This is a genomic window from Pseudomonas sp. RGB, assembly GCF_007713445.1.
In the GTDB taxonomy this organism is placed as follows: domain Bacteria; phylum Pseudomonadota; class Gammaproteobacteria; order Pseudomonadales; family Pseudomonadaceae; genus Aquipseudomonas.
In genome coordinates this window covers 129,931-147,386 of record NZ_VMSH01000012.1, presented here as the reverse complement: position 1 = coordinate 147,386, position 17,456 = coordinate 129,931, and the positions used below count along the sequence as shown (strand labels likewise).

The 17,456-nt window shown below is 61.9% G+C and carries 15 protein-coding genes and 1 pseudogene; 5 read left to right on the top strand and 11 right to left on the bottom strand.

Going from position 1 to position 17,456, the window contains the following annotated elements; all coding sequences use genetic code 11:
• Positions 1 to 75 precede the first annotated feature (75 nt).
• A complete protein-coding gene (locus tag FPT15_RS22885; RefSeq protein WP_145164891.1) occupies positions 76 to 894 on the top strand; it encodes an alpha/beta fold hydrolase in 819 nt (272 codons plus the stop codon).
• Between the two features lie 143 nt (positions 895 to 1,037).
• Positions 1,038 to 2,036, top strand: a complete 999-nt coding sequence (locus FPT15_RS22880) for an NAD(P)H-quinone oxidoreductase (RefSeq protein ID WP_145164889.1) — start codon at positions 1,038 to 1,040, stop codon at positions 2,034 to 2,036.
• Positions 2,037 to 2,199: 163 nt separating this feature from the next.
• On the opposite strand, the gene FPT15_RS22875 is transcribed toward FPT15_RS22880, so the two are convergent.
• The 3 genes from FPT15_RS22875 to FPT15_RS22865 form a co-directional block, all read right to left on the bottom strand.
• Positions 2,200 to 3,321 (bottom strand): alkene reductase, encoded by a 1,122-nt coding sequence (locus FPT15_RS22875; RefSeq protein ID WP_145164887.1) that lies wholly within the window; start codon positions 3,319 to 3,321, stop codon positions 2,200 to 2,202.
• A gap of 78 nt (positions 3,322 to 3,399) precedes the next feature.
• Positions 3,400 to 4,077 carry a type 1 glutamine amidotransferase domain-containing protein gene (locus tag FPT15_RS22870; protein ID WP_145164885.1) on the bottom strand — a complete coding sequence of 226 codons (678 nt, stop codon included), beginning with the start codon at positions 4,075 to 4,077 and terminating at the stop codon, positions 3,400 to 3,402.
• A 24-nt stretch (positions 4,078 to 4,101) separates the two neighbouring features.
• A complete protein-coding gene (locus tag FPT15_RS22865; RefSeq protein WP_145164883.1) occupies positions 4,102 to 4,716 on the bottom strand; it encodes a TetR/AcrR family transcriptional regulator in 615 nt (204 codons plus the stop codon).
• 174 nt (positions 4,717 to 4,890) lie between these two features.
• On the opposite strand from FPT15_RS22865, the gene FPT15_RS22860 reads away from it, so the two are divergent.
• Entirely contained in the window at positions 4,891 to 5,832 is a 942-nt protein-coding gene (locus FPT15_RS22860; protein ID WP_145164881.1) for a GlxA family transcriptional regulator, read from the top strand.
• Between the two features lie 194 nt (positions 5,833 to 6,026).
• On the opposite strand, the gene FPT15_RS22855 is transcribed toward FPT15_RS22860, so the two are convergent.
• Positions 6,027 to 6,533: a GNAT family N-acetyltransferase gene (locus tag FPT15_RS22855; protein WP_145164879.1), complete on the bottom strand. Its 507-nt coding sequence runs from the start codon at positions 6,531 to 6,533 to the stop codon at positions 6,027 to 6,029.
• A 189-nt stretch (positions 6,534 to 6,722) separates the two neighbouring features.
• On the opposite strand from FPT15_RS22855, the gene FPT15_RS22850 reads away from it, so the two are divergent.
• Positions 6,723 to 7,595: an undecaprenyl-diphosphate phosphatase gene (locus tag FPT15_RS22850; RefSeq protein ID WP_106579591.1), complete on the top strand. Its 873-nt coding sequence runs from the start codon at positions 6,723 to 6,725 to the stop codon at positions 7,593 to 7,595.
• A gap of 11 nt (positions 7,596 to 7,606) precedes the next feature.
• Here FPT15_RS22850 and FPT15_RS22845 read toward each other — a convergent pair.
• The 4 genes and pseudogenes from FPT15_RS22845 to FPT15_RS22830 all read right to left on the bottom strand — a co-directional run bounded on the left by FPT15_RS22845 (position 7,607) and on the right by FPT15_RS22830 (position 11,119).
• A pseudogene (locus tag FPT15_RS22845) lies at positions 7,607 to 8,006 on the bottom strand (Dyp-type peroxidase domain-containing protein).
• A gap of 50 nt (positions 8,007 to 8,056) precedes the next feature.
• Complete coding sequence (gene rtcA / locus FPT15_RS22840) at positions 8,057 to 9,082, bottom strand: RNA 3'-terminal phosphate cyclase (RefSeq protein ID WP_145164877.1); 1,026 nt, start codon at positions 9,080 to 9,082, stop codon at positions 8,057 to 8,059.
• A gap of 8 nt (positions 9,083 to 9,090) precedes the next feature.
• Positions 9,091 to 9,879, bottom strand: coding sequence for a nucleotidyltransferase domain-containing protein (locus FPT15_RS22835; protein ID WP_145164875.1), 789 nt, complete (start codon positions 9,877 to 9,879; stop codon positions 9,091 to 9,093).
• A 13-nt stretch (positions 9,880 to 9,892) separates the two neighbouring features.
• A complete protein-coding gene (locus tag FPT15_RS22830) occupies positions 9,893 to 11,119 on the bottom strand; it encodes an RtcB family protein (RefSeq protein WP_145164873.1) in 1,227 nt (408 codons plus the stop codon).
• Positions 11,120 to 11,331: 212 nt separating this feature from the next.
• Between FPT15_RS22830 and rtcR the strand changes: the two genes are divergently transcribed.
• Complete coding sequence (rtcR, locus tag FPT15_RS22825; protein WP_145164871.1) at positions 11,332 to 12,933, top strand: RNA repair transcriptional activator RtcR; 1,602 nt, start codon at positions 11,332 to 11,334, stop codon at positions 12,931 to 12,933.
• A gap of 1,075 nt (positions 12,934 to 14,008) precedes the next feature.
• On the opposite strand, the gene yghU is transcribed toward rtcR, so the two are convergent.
• Genes yghU through FPT15_RS22800 form a run of 3 tightly spaced genes read right to left on the bottom strand, consistent with a single transcriptional unit; the run spans position 14,009 to position 17,455 of the window.
• On the bottom strand, positions 14,009 to 14,845 hold the full coding sequence (gene yghU / locus FPT15_RS22810; RefSeq protein WP_145164867.1) for a glutathione-dependent disulfide-bond oxidoreductase: 837 nt from the start codon (positions 14,843 to 14,845) through the stop codon (positions 14,009 to 14,011).
• 2 nt (positions 14,846 to 14,847) lie between these two features.
• On the bottom strand, positions 14,848 to 16,293 hold the full coding sequence (locus tag FPT15_RS22805) for an efflux transporter outer membrane subunit (RefSeq protein ID WP_145164865.1): 1,446 nt from the start codon (positions 16,291 to 16,293) through the stop codon (positions 14,848 to 14,850).
• On the bottom strand, positions 16,286 to 17,455 hold the full coding sequence (locus tag FPT15_RS22800) for an efflux RND transporter periplasmic adaptor subunit (protein ID WP_145164863.1): 1,170 nt from the start codon (positions 17,453 to 17,455) through the stop codon (positions 16,286 to 16,288). Before FPT15_RS22800 ends, FPT15_RS22805 begins: the two co-directional genes overlap by 8 nt.
• Between the last annotated feature and the right edge of the window lies 1 nt (position 17,456).

The window sequence follows — 17,456 nt, the reverse complement described above, 5'->3', positions numbered from 1 at the left end:
TCCGTACAAGCCCCTGGGCCGGTTTAACGCGATAGTGAGACTGAGCTTTTGCCCCCTGACCCCAAGGAGTTTTCCATGAGCACATTCGTTGCCAAAGACGGTACCCAGATCTATTTCAAGGACTGGGGCAGCGGCAAGCCCGTGCTGTTCAGCCACGGCTGGCCACTGGATGCCGACATGTGGGAATACCAGATGGAATACCTGAGCAGCCGTGGCTTTCGCACCATCGCCTTCGACCGCCGGGGTTTTGGCCGCTCGGACCAACCGTGGACCGGTAACGACTACGACACCTTCGCCGACGATATCGCCCAACTGATCGAACACCTGGACCTCAAGGAGGTGACCCTGGTGGGCTTCTCGATGGGCGGCGGCGATGTGGCCCGCTACATCGCGCGCCACGGCAACTCGCGTTTGGCCGGCCTCGTGCTGCTGGGCGCCGTCACGCCGATCTTCGGCCAAAAACCGGATTACCCGCAGGGCGTGCCTACCGCGGTGTTTGATGGCATCAAGGCCGGGCTGCTGAAGGATCGCGCGCAATTTATCAGCGACTTCAATGCCTCGTTCTATGGCATCAACAAGGGCCAGAAAGTCTCCCAGGGCGTGCTGACGCAGACCTTGCAGGTCGCGTTGCTGGCGTCGCTTAAATCGACCGTGGATTGTGTCACCGTGTTCTCCGAGACCGACTTCCGCCCGGACATGGCCAAGATCGAGGTGCCAACCCTGGTGATCCACGGTGACGGCGACCAGGTCGTACCGTTCGAAACCACCGGCAAAGTCGCGGCCGAGATGATCAAGGGCGCACAGCTGAAGGTGTACAAGGATGCGCCGCACGGTTTTGCCGCCACCCACACCCAGCAGCTGAACGAAGACTTGTTGGCGTTCCTCAATCGCTGAAGCGAGTGAATCACCCTCTCCTTATTTTGCCGGGCTTGCCCGGCTTTTTTTCGACAGGCGCTGACCCTCGGTATGATGCGGCTGAACCGGCGACTGCCCGACGCGGTCCCAACTCATACGCTCATCGTTGCAGGTAATCGCACATGTCACTGCCAAAAGAAATGACCCTGATCGAAATCACCGCCCCTGGCGGCCCCGAGGTCCTGCAACCGCGCCGGGCCGACGTGCCGGTGGCAGAGCCCGGTGAAATCCTGATTCGCGTGCACGCGGCCGGCGTCAACCGCCCGGATGCGTTGCAGCGCGCCGGCAAGTACCCGATGAAACCTGGCATGAGCCCCATTCCAGGCTTGGAAGTGGCGGGTGAAGTGGTTGTATTGGGCGAAGGTGTCAGCGAGTACGCGCTGGGTGACAAAGTGTGTGCCCTGACCAACGGCGGTGGGTATGCACAATTTTGCGCGGTGCCTGCCAGCCAGGCCTTGCCGATTCCGGATGGCATGGACTGGATTCAAGCCGCCGCCGTGCCGGAAACCTTCTTCACCGTCTGGGCCAACCTGTTTGGCCTAGGTGATGCTCATACCGGCCAGAGCGTGCTGATCCACGGCGGCACCAGCGGCATCGGTACCACCGCGTTGATGCTGTGCCGCGAATACGGTATCCAGGCGTTCGCCACCGCCGGCAGCGCCGACAAATGTGCGGCGATCGCCAAGCTGGGCGCCGAGCCGATCAACTACCGCGAGCAGGACTTCGCCGAGGTCATCGCGCAGAAGACCGACAACAAGGGCGTGAATGTGATCCTCGACATCATGGGCGCCTCGTACCTGAACAATAACCTCAAGTCCCTGGCCATGGACGGGCACCTGGTGATGCTCGGCTTCCTCGGCGGCGGCAAGGCCAATGACGTCGACCTGCTGACCATCCTCGGCAAGCGCGCCGTGATCACCGGCTCCTTGCTGCGCGCACGCACCAAGGACGAAAAGGCTGCCATTGCCGAACAACTGCGCGAATACGTGTGGCCGGTGCTGTCCGCCGGACGCTGCCTGCCGATGATCGACAAGGTGTACGAATACACCGACGCCGCCCAGGCCCATGCGCGGATGGAAGGCGGCGATCACATTGGCAAGATTGTGTTGCGCGTGGAATGACGCTCATCCGCCCCGCTGAAGATCAACGCTGGCAGCTGTAGAGCCCCAGCGAGGCTGCAATGGCGGCGGCACGGTCACCCTGTTGTTGCCTGCCCCACCGCCTTCGCCGCCGCGCCACTGCTCGACGGCCCCGACAACGGATCTGTGCCGGGGCATCGACTAATTACTCGGCGAACGCCGGGTAATCGGTGTAGCCCTCTTCCGAGCCGCCGTACATGCCCTGCGCCCGCAACGGGTTCAGCGGCCAGCCGTTGAACAGTCGCTGCGGCAGGTCCGGGTTGGCAATGAACGGACGGCCGAAGGCAATCAAGTCTGCCAGCCCCGCCTCCACCAATTTTGCCCCACGCTCAGCGGTATAGCGACCGGCGTAGATGATGCGCCCGCTGAACGTGCTGCGCACCGCCTGACGGAAAGTTTCGGGCAGGTCGGGAGCGTTGTCCCAGTCAGCCTCGGCGATAGACACATAGGCAATGCCCGATGCCTCCAGCACCTTGATCGCTTCAATGTAGGTGTGATGCGGATCTTCCTCGACCAGGCCGATGTACACGCGGTCCTGGTCCGTGCCGCTGAACAGCGGAGAAAAACGCACACCCAGGCGCTGCGGGCCGACCACGGCGGTCACGGCCTCGACGATCTCGCGCAGAAAGCGCAGGCGGTTGTGCAGCGAGCCGCCGTATTCGTCGTCACGCTGGTTGGCGTGGGCCGAGATGAACTGGTTGACCAGGTAACCATTGGCGGCGTGGATTTCCACCCCATCAAAACCGGCGTCCAACGCATTGCGCGCCGCCTGTGCGTAGTGCCCTACCAGTTCTTCAATTTCCAGCCGGCTCAACGCACGCGGCACGGGCGGCTGCATCAGCTCGCCGACGCCAGGCCCGGTTTCGATAAAGGCTTTTGCCTGCTCCGCCGCAATGGCCGACGGCGCGACCGGTGCGGCGCCCTCCGGTTGCAGCGCGTTATGGGACACGCGCCCCACATGCCACAGCTGGGCGAAGATCACGCCACCTTCGGCATGCACGGCGTCGGTGACTTTGCGCCAGCCGTCGATCTGCGCCGGGCTGTAGATACCCGGCGTCCAGGCGTAACCCTGGCCGCGCGGTTCGATCTGCGTGCCTTCGCTGACCATGAAACCGGCCGTGGCGCGCTGGCGGTAATACTCGGCCATCAGGTCGGTGGCGATATCGCCGGGTTGCGCGCTGCGTTGACGCGTCAGAGGCGGCAAGACAACACGGTTATTGAGCGTGTGATGGCCCAGTTTTACCGGGGTATTTAAATGATGAGTCATGTGAAATTTCCAAATTCAGGGCGAGCAAAAGCATTGGCGGCTCCAAGGAGCCGCCAATCAATAACGCGTGTGGTTAATTCAGGCGGTGAGTGTGAGCAGGGCCTTGGCCACAGCACTGGAACTGGCAGGGTTCTGCCCGGTCACCAGCAAGCCGTCTTCGAGCACAAAGGACTGCCAATCAGCGCCCTTTTCATAGTGGCCGCCGAGCGCCTTGAAATCATCTTCAATCAGGAACGGCACCACATCGGTCAGGCCAACCGCAGCTTCTTCAGCGTTGGAGAAGCCGGTAACACGACGGCCCTTGACCAGCGGCTCGCCATTCACGGCCTTGACATGACGCAGAGCGCCCGGCGCATGGCAGACAAAACCGATCGGCTTGCCGGCACGCTCAAACGCTTCGATCAGTGCGATCGACGTTTGCGATTCGGCCAAGTCCCACAGCGGGCCATGGCCGCCTGGGTAGAACACGGTGTCGAAGTCGTCGGCGTTGACCGTGTCCAGCTTGACGGTGCTGGCCAGGGCCTGTTGGGCCGCCGGGTCGCCAGCAAAGCGACGGGTTTGCTCGGTCTGTGCATCCGGCTGATCGCTGACCGGGTCCAGCGGTGGCTGGCCGCCGGCCGGGGATGCCAGCACCAGTTCGGCACCCGCGTCTTTGAAGGTGTAATAGGGCGCCGCAAATTCTTCGAGCCAGAAGCCGGTTTTACGACCGGTATTGCCAAGCTGGTCGTGAGAGGTCAGTACCATTAATACTTTCATTTTCCAGTGCCTCGATCGATGGTTTCAGTAGGTGTATGCATCAGCAGGTTCAGGGCAACCCAATAACTGTCGGGTCAGCAGCAGCGTTTCGTCAAAAGGCGCGGATGTTCGGGTGATCTTGCTCATGACGCTGGTCCCCAACCACAGCGCGTACAAGCGCCGAGCCAGGCTTTCGGGGTGTTGCTGAACCGCCAGCGAGCCGTCCTGGATGCCGTGCTGCAAGGCCTCGGCCAGCAAGGCGATGGTGCGTGTGGTGCCGCGCTGCAGGGACAAACGCATTGGTTCTGAAAGGTCTGACACCTCGGCACCAAGTTTGACGGCAAGGCATTTGCCCGCGTCGGTGCAGCCGGTCTGGTTGTCGATCCAGGTGTGCCAATAGCGCATCAACCTGGCGGCCCAGGGCAGCCCGGGTTGCTGGAACAGTTGCTCCATGCCTTTGAGGTATTGGTCGAAATAGGTGTCGAGCAAGACCACGCCGAATGCATCTTTGGAATGGAAGTAGTGATAAAACGACCCTTTGGGTACATCGGCGGCTTGAAGTATTTCATTCAACCCCACGGCAGAAAATCCTTTGCGGCTCACAATCAATTGCGCCGTATCCAGAATGGTCTGCCTTGTACTGTTAGTCGCGTTAGTCATCATTCATCTCGTCCCGATTAGACCAGTCGTCTAGTTCGTTGAGGGGATGTTAGGCGTCGAGAAAAACTTCAACAATGTCATATCCGCAAGGATTTCGGACATGGCACAAAGTCGGTTGCCGTTTGCCTGGCACCCGCCGACAATCCCCTCTCCCACGCCCCTTGGAGAATGACGATGCACAGCGTTGCGCTGATGGTTTACCCGAATTTCCAGTCCCTGAGCCTCAGCCTGGGTTCGGTGTTCGAGTGCGCGAACCTGCTGCGCGGTGAACCGGCTTATGAGTTTCATCTGGTCTCGGAGAGCGGCGGCGCCGTCATGACCTCCCAGGGTTTTTCGGTGAATACCAGCCCGATTCGGCCACAGGGTTATGACACGCTGATCGTCAGCGGCTACCTGGAATTTCGCCTGCCCGAGGCCAACCTGCTGGAAGTGGTCAAAGCCGCCTCTGCGCAGTCGCGGCGCGTGGCCTCGCTGTGCATGGGCATTTTCGTGCTGGCCGAAGCCGGTTTGCTTGAAGGCAAGCGCACCACCACCCACTGGATTCACGCGCCGGCATTTCGCAAGCGCTACCCGGATATTCAGCTCGAAGAAGACAAACTGTTCGTGGTTGACGGCCAGGTCTGGACTGGCGCCGGCATGAGCGCCGGAGTCGACCTGGCGTTGGCCATGGTGGAAGCCGACCTGGGCAGCGACCTCGCCCGGCGTATCGCCCGCAAGCTGGTGATTGCCCAGCGCCGCGGCAGTGAGCAATCGCAATTGTCGGCGTTACTGGAACTGGACCCCAAGTCCGACCGCGTGCAACTGGCCCTGGCCTATGCCCGCGAAAACCTGACCCACGACCTGTCGGTGGAAGCCCTGGCCGAGGTGGCTCGGCTGAGCCCGCGCCAATTCAGCCGGGTGTTCCGCGAAGAAACCGGGCAGACGCCGGCCAAGGCCATCGAGTCGCTGCGGGTGGAAGCTGCCCGGGCGATGATGGAAACCAGCCGTCACCCGGTCGAAGTGGTGGCCCGCGAAACCGGCTTCGGTGACCGCGAGCGCATGCGCCAGGCGTTTCTGCGCGCGTTCGGGCAACCGCCGCAGGCGATGCAGCAAGTGTTGTTCAACGCGGGTGCCTAGCGGCAGTGATAAGGGTTTTGGCTGTTGGGTTGTTTACCCGTACCCAGGCCACGGCGGGTCACTGTGTCCTTCGGATATTCAGGCAAAACGCGCTGCGAATAGAGTAGAGGCCGGGCCTTGGGCCTGTGCCATTCAGGGCGAAACCGGCCGACGAGTCCAAGTGCGGCCGTGCCCGGCTAAGTTCAACATCGTGTTTAATGCAGCGCGGCCCGCGTAATCAAATAACTGACCAACTGCGGATCGTCATCCAGCTCAAGCAGCTGCACCGGGCGCGGCAGGTCATCGAGCACCGCGCGCCAGAACGCCTGGGACACTTCATCCTGATCGTAGAACCGCACCAGCCAATTGGTCTCGCCACTGCGCAGCACTTGGGTGGCGATAGCGCGGCCAATGCCTTTGCGGCGGTAGCGCTTGAGGATGAACAAGTCGGCCAGTTCCAGTGCGTCGATGCCCGGCAGCTCGCTGCCTTCGATCAGCAGGAAGCCGGCGATGTAGCCATCCACCAGCAGCAGGTTGGCGCTCCATTGCGGGTCTTGCCAGTAGCGGGTCAGGTGCTCGTCATGGATATAGAAACGGCCATCCGACTCCACATCTTCCTGCTCCCAGTCTGACGACTCATAGGCATAGTACTGGTAAAGATTACGGATCAGCTCAGACGCATCGGGGCCGGTCTGGATCAATTCGACGGTGGTTTCAGGCATTGGGCTCTCGGTGAAAATACGCAAAGCCCCATTGTTCACAAAAGTGATACACACGCCAATACATTGCATAACCTTTCTGTTTGCTGAACCGATTGCGGATTTGCTACTCCGCGTCCAATATCCTGAAACATTTAGAATAAACTTTGCTCACTGCTTCTTCTAAAGCCCCTTTTTTCAAGGACACGTATTGTGACAAACGTCTGTTCCGCCGGCCTGGATGTGGGCTTTGCCTCTCTGGACTACCTGCAGATCTTCATCCTGGGCGTCATCCAGGGCATTACCGAGCTGTTGCCGGTGTCGTCCACAGCCCACATGCGAGTGGTGCCCGCCCTGCTCGGCTGGCAAGACCCGGGTTCGGCGTTTTCCGCGGCCATGCAGCTGGCGGCGCTGGCGGCGGTGGTCAGTTACTTCTGGCGTGACGTGCGCCAGGTGACCACCGGCAGCATCAGTGCGGTGCGCCGGGGCGACTACAACGACCGGTGGTTCAAACTGGCCGTGGCGATTGTGTTGGCCACTATCCCGATTGGGATTGCCGGCCTGGCGCTGTCTTCGACCCTGAATACCTGCAACTCGCCGTTACGCGGCCTGATGGTGATCGGGATTGCCTGCGTGGTGATGGCGGTATTGCTGGCAGTGGCCGAAGTGCGCGCGCGCCATACCCGTGAAATGAGCGAAATGCGCCTGCGCGATGCGCTGATTGTCGGTATCGCGCAGATTGGCGCGCTGATCCCTGGGGTGTCGCGCTCCGGTTCGACGCTCACCGCCGCGCTGTTCCTGAACTTCAAGCGTGAAGAAGCTGCGCGCTTTTCCTTCCTGCTGGGCCTGCCGGCCATCGCCCTCGCCGGCTTGAAAGAACTGTGGGTGCTGCTGCACGCCGACATGCCTGCCCACGCCTGGTCGCACTTGATCTTCGGGCTGGTGGTCGCCAGCGTCTCGGCGTTCTTTGCCATTTGGGGCCTGATGAAGTTCCTGGAGCGGTTCTCCACCTGGCCGTTCGTGATCTACCGCGCACTGCTGGGGATTTTCCTGATCGTGGCGGTCAGCACCGGCTTTTTGAGTTAAGCCGTGCGGAGCTAAGCCCCAGGCTGGCGGTCGGCCAATGCTTCGAGCAGGTCGGCCGAGGGCACGAAAAACAGGCCGCCGGTGACCGCCGTGCTGAAGTCCAGCAAACGGTCGTAGTTACCCACCGGGCGGCCAAAGGGCATGTTGTCGCGCAGGATCTTCACTTCTTCCACCTTGACGCTGTCGCCCAGGGCCGCCATCAATTGGGTGGCCAGGGCCATCTAATCGGCACGGATGTGCAGCAGGATGTCGCCAGGGGTCGAGACGGCCTTGCGCTCTTGCACACCTAACTCGCGATATGGATACAACGCCGCCGGGCGTCAGAGTGGCGACCATGAAAATCGCGCTGCGGGTGATGGGGTGGCAGACGAACTGCGGTTCAAGAGGTGGCTGAACGGGGCACGTACTCATGATGAACATCCAACGGCTGAGGGCGGTTTTGACCCGCGCGAGTGAGCAGATCAGATACTGCGACACTCGACCAGCAACCCGCCCTCCTCGCGCACGCGGCTTTCGATCACCACCGGCAGGAAACGTTGAATCACCGTCATGTTGCTGTGCAAGTGCTCGCTCATGTGTGGCGTGGTAAAACGCCCGCCGCCGGCCAACGCCATCGGCAACAGCAGTTGATCCGCCAGGTGCTCACCCACTGCGGTGTCGGTGCCCTGCCATTCCATCGCTTGGTTGATGGCGTCATCGGCCACGGCTTCGGCCCGCACGGTGGTCATGCCGAACGCACTGAATACTTCGGTGACCTGCGCGTGAACATATTCGAGCATCAGCACATTGCCCGGTCCTTGCTGCGGATCAATTTGCACAGGACACAGCTGCGCCTCGGTGAACCCCAGGCGCTGGCGGACGCGCTTGAATTCACGCTCACTCACCTGATCCGCCAGCCCGGCATTCAGCACGATGGCACGTTTTTCCAGCAGCTTGCCGCGCTGCATCAGCTGCAACGCCTGCAGGTCCGATGGCTGGATAAACGCCTCCACTTCGCCGCCGCCAGCCGGGACGAAACCATGGCGCATGAGGTTCAATTCAACGCGCGCCCCCATGCGCCGCAACAGCGGCAGCCAGGCCCGCTGCAAAAAGTCCACTGGCGGCGCCAGCGGGTTATGGGTGCCGCCGCTGATCGTCACGCGGCTGGCGGTTGGCGCGCGCAACAGCGCCGGTAGCAACGTCTGCAACACCAGGGTGCAGCTGCCGGCCGTGCCGATCGCAAAGCGGTACTCGCCGCCCTGTATCGGCCCGGGCTCGAACAGCAGGTTCTGCGAGCCCAGCTCAGCCCCTTGCACCTTGGCGCCACACACTTGGGCGGCGGCCAGCACGGCGGTCAGGTGTTGGCGCATCAAGCCTGGCCGGCTGCGTTTGGCGCGGATGTTTTTGATGCGCAACGTCAGCCCGGTCACCATTGCCAGGCTCAAGCCACTGCGCAACACCTGGCCACCACCGATGGCGCCGTCGAGTTCAATCACGTCCTGTTTCATGTTGGTCCTTATGCGTAGCGGTTAACCGTGTCCCGAAGGTAATGATCCAGGCGTTTTGAGTCTGCTTGCGTGCGTGGCAAAACCGGCACTTCGCGTTCCAGCTCGCGCAGGATAAATGCGTGCAGCGCCGGGCGCCGTGGTCCATAAGCGGCCTCGCCGGCATTGCGCTTGAGGGCCAGCAGCGTTGCCACTTCGTCGAGCAGTTGCGGGTCATCCACCGTGCCAAGCAAGTCGGCGAAGGTCATCGGCGGGCGTCCCAGGCCCAGGTCGATCCAACGCACTGCCAGCAACGGCCTCAGCACGTAGAAGTACTTCTTGAACCGCACCTCCTCGCCTTGCAGGTAACCACGAAAATTCTTCCTGGCCATCGACAAGTAGTGATTACGCGCCGCCGGCGGGCTGTAGAACGCTTCGGCCAAGGCCCGCAATTGCGCCGTCGCCTCAGTCTCCTGGCGATACACCAGGGGCGAATCCAGCCACTCCAGCAACGTAGGATTGGACTTGCGCAGCAGCCCCAAGGTCTTGCGCAGCTCCCAACCGCTGACATCCAGCTCGTCATCCAGCGGGCGCTCGATCACATCCCGCGGCGCATCCACCTGCATAAACCAATCAGGCTTTTCCACATAGACAAAGCGCACGTCGTAATCGCTGTCGGTAGACGCAAACCCCCAGGCGCGACTGCCCGACTCGCAGGCATACAGCACGCTCACGTTGCGCTCGCGCTCTATGCGTTGCAACTCATCCAGCACCCGCGCGCGCATGGCGCCGCTGAGTGGGTGGCGTTCCTCCCTTTCCATCGGTGTTCTCCTCTTAACCTTTTACGCACACCACCTGACGCAGGGTGTGCAGCACTTCCACCAGCTCGCGCTGGGCATGCATGACGGCGTCGATGTCCTTGTAGGCCATCGGAATTTCATCGATCACGTCGGCGTCCTTACGGCACTCCACATGGGCCGTCGCGCGGATCTGGTCAGCCACCGTGAAGGTGTTTTTGGCCTTGGTGCGGCTCATGGTGCGGCCCGCGCCGTGGCTGCACGAGCAGAACGACTCTTCGTTGCCCAGGCCGCGCACGATGAAACTTTTTGCGCCCATGGAGCCCGGAATGATCCCCAGCTCGCCCTTCTTCGCCGATACCGCGCCTTTGCGCGTCACCAGAATCTCTTCACCAAAGTGCCGCTCTTTTTGCACGTAGTTGTGATGGCAGTTCACCCCTTCCAGCACCACCTCAAACGGCTTGCTGATCACCTGGCGCGTGGCCTGAACCACCGCGCGCATCATCAATTCGCGGTTCTGGCGGGCAAAGTCCTGGGCCCAGCCCACGGCTTGCACGTAGTCATCGAAGTGCTGGCTGCCCTCTTCGAAATAGGCCAGGTCGCGGTCCGGCAAATTGGTCAGGTGCTGGCGCATGTCCGCCTGCGCCAACTGGATAAACAGGTTGCCGATGGCGTTGCCCACGCCGCGTGAACCGCTGTGCAACATGAACCAGACACGGTTGGCTTCATCCAGGCACACCTCGACAAAGTGGTTACCCGTGCCGAGCGTGCCCAAATGCTGGCGGTTGTTGCTGTGCTCGAGCTGCGGATACTTATCGGTGATTGCCTTGAACCTGGGGTGCAGCGTCGCCCATACCTGATCGGCCTGGGCCGGCACGTCTTCCCAGGCGCCTTTGTCACGCCCTTTACGGCTGCGGGTACGACCATGGGGCACGGCGGCCTCGATGGCACAACGCAGCCCGTGGAGGTTGTCGGGCAAGTCGCTGGCGGTCAGCGTGGTGCGCGCGGCAATCATCCCGCAGCCGATGTCCACGCCCACTGCCGCCGGGATAATCGCCCCCACCGTAGGGATTACGCTGCCGATGGTCGAGCCCTTGCCCAGGTGCACATCCGGCATCACCGCCAGGTGCTTGAAGATAAACGGCATCCTGGCGGTGTTCATCAGTTGCTGGCGAGCTTCAGGCTCAACCGGCACGCCCTGCGTCCAGAGTTTGATCGGCTTGCCGTTGGCCACTTCCAGCAGTTGGTAGGTTTTCTCTTGCATGATCTCGATTCTTTTTTTGAAAGCCGTCATCGCGGCGTTGAACAGGCTATAGCAGCGGACGTGCCAGCTTTTCACGCAACTCAGATAAAATCCATATCACATTGTTTTATATAGATATTTATAACCAATAAGATTTAAACGCTGAAAATCGATGGCAAGCGTGTTCGCCAATTCATATCCTTGCTTATCGTTACTTATATTTTGGTCTAGTCATGAAACACAAGCGTACCGTCGCCATCGGGTTTATCGGGTCAAAGCTGGACCGCGTCGGCAAAGGCGCCAACCGCTGGAACCACTGGCGCCCCAGCGTCGGTCTGTGCCAGCAGGCCGATGTGCTGATTGATCGCCTGGAGCTGATCCACGACGTCGATGCCCGTGACGTCAGCCTCGCCGAACGGGTGCGCGCCGACATTCTGCAAATCTCCCCGCACACCGAGGTGCGCCTGCACGCGATGCCGCTGCAAAACCCGTGGGATTTCGAAGAGGTCTATGCCGCGCTGCACGATTTCACCACCGACTATGCCTTCAACACCGAGCACGAGGACTACCTCGTGCACATCACCACCGGCACGCACGTGGCGCAGATTTGCTGGTTCCTGCTGACCGAGGCGCGCAACCTGCCGGCGCGCCTGATCCAGACCGCACCAGCCCGCCGCCGTGACGACACCGCGCCCGCCACCGGCACGCACACGCTGATCGACCTCGACCTGTCGCGCTACGACCGCATCGCCTCGCGCTTTGCCCACAAGCGCCTGGAGGGCCTGGCGTTTCTCAAGTCGGGGATCGCCACGCGCAATAGCGCTTTCAACGACTCCATCGAGCAGATCGAACGCGTGGCCGTGCGCTCCAAGGCGCCGATGCTGCTGATCGGCCCGACCGGCGCCGGCAAGTCATTCCTCGCCCGGCGCATCTACGAACTCAAGCGCAGCCGCCACCAAATCCAGGGGCGTTTTGTTGAAGTGAACTGCGCGACATTGCGCGGCGATGGCGCGATGTCGGCGTTGTTCGGTCACATCAAGGGCGCTTTCACCGGCGCCCAACATGCCCGCGATGGCCTGCTGCGCGCAGCGGATGGCGGCATGCTGTTTCTCGATGAAATCGGCGAGTTGGGGCTGGATGAGCAGGCGATGCTGCTCAAGGCCATCGAAGAAAAACGCTTCTACCCCTTGGGTGCCGACCAAGAGGTGGGCAGCGACTTCCTGATCATCGCCGGCACCCACCGCGACCTGCGCGAGCGGGTGGCGCAAGGGTTGTTTCGCGAAGACCTTTACGCGCGGATCAACCTGTGGACCTTTGACCTGCCGGGCCTTGCCGGCCGGCGTGAGGATATCGAACCCAATATCGATTTCGAACTGGAGCGCCATGCCCGCGAGCAAGGCCGGCGCGTGCGTTTCAACCTGGAGGCGCGGCGGCGTTACCTGGCGTTTGCCTGCTCCAGCGAAGCCGCCTGGCTGGGTAACTTTCGTGAGTTGTCGGCCTCGATCACGCGCATGGCCACGCTGGCAGACAGTGGGCGTATTGATGAGGCGCAAGCTGAAGAGGAAATTCAACGTTTGCGTTATGCCTGGGGGTTGTCTGCGCCGCAGGCTGAGTGGCAAGCCTTGCTGCCGGCGGAGCTGGATCTGTTTGATCAGGTGCAACTGAAGGCGGTGATTGAGGTGTGTCGGCAGTCCGACAGCCTCTCGGATGCGGGGCGCCGGTTGTTCGGCGTGTCGCGACAGGCCAAGGCGCAACCGAATGACGCGGACCGTTTGCGCAAGTACCTGGCGCGGTTTGGGCTGGATTGGAAGCAGGTAGCGTCTGTGGAGGCCTGAGGTTGGCAGTTGGGTTCGCTGGGGATTTTTTCGCGTTGTTAATGGGGTTTGGGGGTGTGGTTTACCGGTTCGTGGGGCCGGGTGGTTGGGCGTGCTATGGGGGGCATATCCGTTAGCTGGGTGAGGGCTGATATCGGTTCCGCTCTTACAGCGGGTCACTTTTGAAAAGAGCCCAAAAGTAACCAAAAGGCTCTTGCCCCACCACTCGGCACCTCGCTTAGGCTCGGTGTGCCCTCACGCAGGCTTTGGAGCGTGGGCCGCCGCGATGGGCCATCCATGGCCCAACACGGCTAAACCGGCGTCCTGCCGGTTTACCCACGCTCCAAAACCTGCGTTCGGCCAGCGTGGTTTAACGGGGCGCCTAAGATCAAAATCAAAAGCGCGGCCGAGGCGGCCTGACAGCCGACCTGATTCTGGAAGCTGAACTCAATCAAATGTGGGAGCTGGCTTGCCTGCGATAGCATCGACTGGTTATGCCTGATACACCGAGGTGTCTGCATCGCAGGCAAGCCAGCTCCCACAGAAAAGCAAAGCAGTGCGGTGGTGGCGGGCTGCACTCGGTCAAATTGTAGGAGCGGGCTTGCTCGCGAAGGCGGTGGGTCAGTCAACTAATGTGTAGCTGACACACAGCATTCGCGGGCAAGCCCGCTCCCACATTTGGATCTCTGTGCATCAGGTTGATGTGGTGTTGTTCTGCTTTTGATCTGCTTTTGCTTCTACCACTCAGGTCGGCTTTCAGGCCGCCGTGCTTTTGCTTTTGATCTTGCTTGTGATCTGACAGGCCCCGTCAACCACGCTGGCCGAACGCAGGCTTGAATCCGTGGGTAACCCGGCAGGACGCCGGGTTAGCCGCGTTGGGCCATGGATGGCCCGTCGCGGCGGCCCACGGATTCAAGCCGGAGTGAGGGCATGCCGAGCCTAGGCGAGGTGCCGAGTGGTGGGGCAAAGACCTTTTGGTTACTTTTGGCTGGGCCGGCATTCCGGGCGTTTGCCAAAAGTGACCCGCTGTAAGAGCGGAACCCTAAGTGGCCGTTACCGCAGCAACGGATATGTACTCACCCCCCCCCAAAAAAAGTCAGTCCAAATCACTCGCATCATGCCGCTCACGCAGCTGCTCCGAAACCTCCCCAGAAACCCGATTCACCCTGCGCCCCCGCTGCACCGCCGGCCGCGCTTCAATCGCGTCCGCCCAACGCAGCACATGCTTGTACTCATGCACCGACAAAAACTCCGCCGACTGCCCATACAGCCGGCCTTTGACCAACCCGCCATACCAAGGCCAGATCGCAATATCCGCAATGGTGTACTCATCCCCGGCAATGTACTCACTCACTGCCAACCGCTGATCCAGCACATCCAGCTGGCGTTTGGTCTCCATGGCAAACCGATTGATCGGGTACTCCATCTTGCTCGGCGCATACGCATAAAAATGCCCAAACCCGCCGCCCAGGTACGGCGCACTGCCCATCTGCCAGAACAACCACGACAAACACTCCGCACGCGCCGCCGGCTCAGAGGGAAAGAACGCCCCGAACTTCTGCGCCAGGTACTGCAAAATCGCCCCCGACTCAAATACCCGAATCGGCGTATCCCCACTGCGGTCCAGCAACGCCGGGATCTTCGAATTCGGGTTCACCGCCACAAACCCGCTGCCAAACTGATCACCGTCACCGATCTTGATCAGCCAGGCGTCGTATTCCGCGCCGGCGTGCCCCAGGGCCAACAGCTCTTCCAGCAGGATCGTGACCTTCTGGCCATTGGGCGTGGCCAGCGAATACAGCTGCAACGGGTGCTTGCCAACCGGCAACTCCTGCTCGTGAGTCGCACCGGCGATAGGCCGGTTGATACTGGCAAAGGTGCCGCCGCTTTCAGTGTCCCAGGTCCAGACTTTCGGGGGTACGTACTCGGTCATGCTCACTTCTCCTTGGTTTCATCAGGGGTCGACGCAGCCAATTGAGCCACGTTCCATCCGCCGCCCAGCGCCTTGATCAGGCCCACATTGGCGCTCAATTGCTGAGTTTGCAATTGCAATACGCTGCGCTTGGCTTCCAGCGCCGCCACTTGCGCAGTCACCACATCCAGGTATGCCACGGCGCCCTGGCGATAACGCGAGGTGGACAGGTCTTCAGCGTATTGCGCCGCAGCCGCCGCATCGCGCTGATCATCCAGCGCAGCGCCCAGGCCGGCGATTTGCGACAGGTTGTCCTCCACCTGCTCGAACGCACCCAACACCACGCCACGGTATTTGGCCGCCGCTTCATCGGTGGCGCCCTTGGCGATGTCCACCTGGGCCTGGCGCGCGCCGCCGTCAAACAGGGTGCCCACCAGTGATGGGCCGATGGCCCAGAACAGATTGGGTGCGCTGAGCAAGCGGGCAAACTCGTCACTCTGATAACCGCCTTGGGCGCTCAGCGTGATCTGCGGGAACCACGCCGCCTTGGCGACGCCAATCCGCGCATTGGCCGCAGCGATACGACGCTCGGCAGCCGCAATATCCGGCCGGCGCTGCAACAGGCTGGAAGGCACGCCGGTCGGCACGTTCGGCAAGGCAATCGGCGCCACGTTCACGGCGACGCTATAAGTGGAAGCCGACTCACCGAGCATCGCCGCTATCGAATGCTCCAGCAGCGCCCGTTGCACCTGGCTCTGGCTGAGCTGCGATTTAACCGTCGACAACTGCGTACGCGCCCGCGCCACGTCCAGGCCGGAGACGATACCGCCGCCATGCAAACCTTCGGTCAGGCCAAGGGCCTTGGCGTAAGCGTCGCGCGTCTGCGCCAGCAACTGGTTCTGCCAGTCGATGCCGCGCAGGCGGATGTAGCTGTCGGCCAGTTGCGCCTGCAGGCTCAGGCGTACCGACGCCAGGTCTGCCCTGGCCGCATCCGAGTCGCTGGTGCCGGCGGCCACGGTGTCGCGCACGCGGCCCCACAGGTCGACTTCATAGTCGACTTCAAGGCCCAGGGTCGCGGAGTTGTAGACATCCGGTGAAGTGGCCGAGCGCAACGGCTTGGTGTCTGACTGGCGAATGCGCTGGCCGTTGCCAATGGCCGAGATCTTCGGGAACAGCCCCGAACGGTCCTGGGCCAGGAACCCTTGAGATTGCTGGTAATGCGCGAGCGCCGCGCTCAGGTCGGCGTTGTTTTTCAACAACTGCTGCTGCATCGCATCCAGCTGCGGGTCGTTGTAGACGCGCCACCAGCCATCCCGGTTGGCCTGATCGTTCGGCGTGCCGACCGTCCAGGGCCCTTGGGTGTGAAACTGCGCAGCCATCGGTGTTTGCGGCACGTTCAGCGGTGGCGCCAACGAGCAGGCGCCCAGGCTCAGCGTGGCGATCAAGCCCAGCACATTGCGCTTAGCCATGGGGTTTGACCTCAGTGGCAGCGACCGCCAGCTGCACCGAATCATCATCAGCCAGGCCATCGGGCGGCGTGTCGATCACGCGGTCGGCGGCTTGCAGGCCGCTGGCGATTTCGACGCTGTCACCAAAGTCACGAGCGATGCTGACGGTCTTGAAGTGCACATGGTTGTTGGCGTCCAGGGTCGCGACGCGCATGCCCTTGTCATCGAACACCAAGGCGCTGGACGGCACGCGGATGACGTCGGCCTGCACCGGCAGGTCAAACTGCACGCTGGTGTAGCCGCCGGGCAGCAAGCGGCCACCGGGGTTGTCCACCAGCAATTGCACGAGCGTGCTGCCAGAGGCGGCGTTGACCGCATCGGCGGTGGCAATCACTTTGCCGGTGAAGGTTTCGCCGCGGTACTCCGGCACGCTGAGGCGCGCGGTGGTGCCTTCGCGAATCTGTGGCGAGAAGGTTTGTGGCACCTGCACATACACGCGCAGGCGGCTGACATCGGCCACCGCAAACAGCTCTTTGCCGGCGGTCCCGCCCGCACTGATCAACGCGCCTACGTCAGTGCTGCGCGCGGTGACCACACCGGCAAACGGCGCGACCAGATGCTGGAAGCCCTTGGTTGCGACCAGCTGGTCGACATTGGCCTTGGCCGCCGCCACTTTGGCTTGCTTGGCGGTCAGGTCACCGGTGCGTTCATCCACGTCCTGGCGCGACACCGAGTCGTTCGCCAGCATGGCCTGCCAGCGTTTGGCGGTGGTTTCGGCGAGGTGCTCATCGGCTTGGGCCGAGGCCAATGTGGCACGGGCCTGCAGCAGTTGCTGGTCGAGTTCCGGGGTGTCGATTTCAGCCAACACTTGCCCGGCTTTGACGCGGGTGCCGATGTCGACATTCCAGGATTTCAGGTAGCCGTTGACCCGGGCGAAGATCGACGCGCGTGAATACGCCTCCATCCGCCCCGGCAGGTTGAGCACCGGGCCCTGGGCTTGCACCACCGGCTTGATCAGGTTGACGCTGGGCAACGCCTGGGCGTCGGTCCAGGTCTTGAGGTCGCGCGATTCACTGGCGCGCACGCCGATGCCGACACCGACGATGACAACCACCACTGCCGCGCCCACGATCAGCCACAGCAGGCCACGGGAAGACTTGGATTTAGAAACGGAAACGGACATG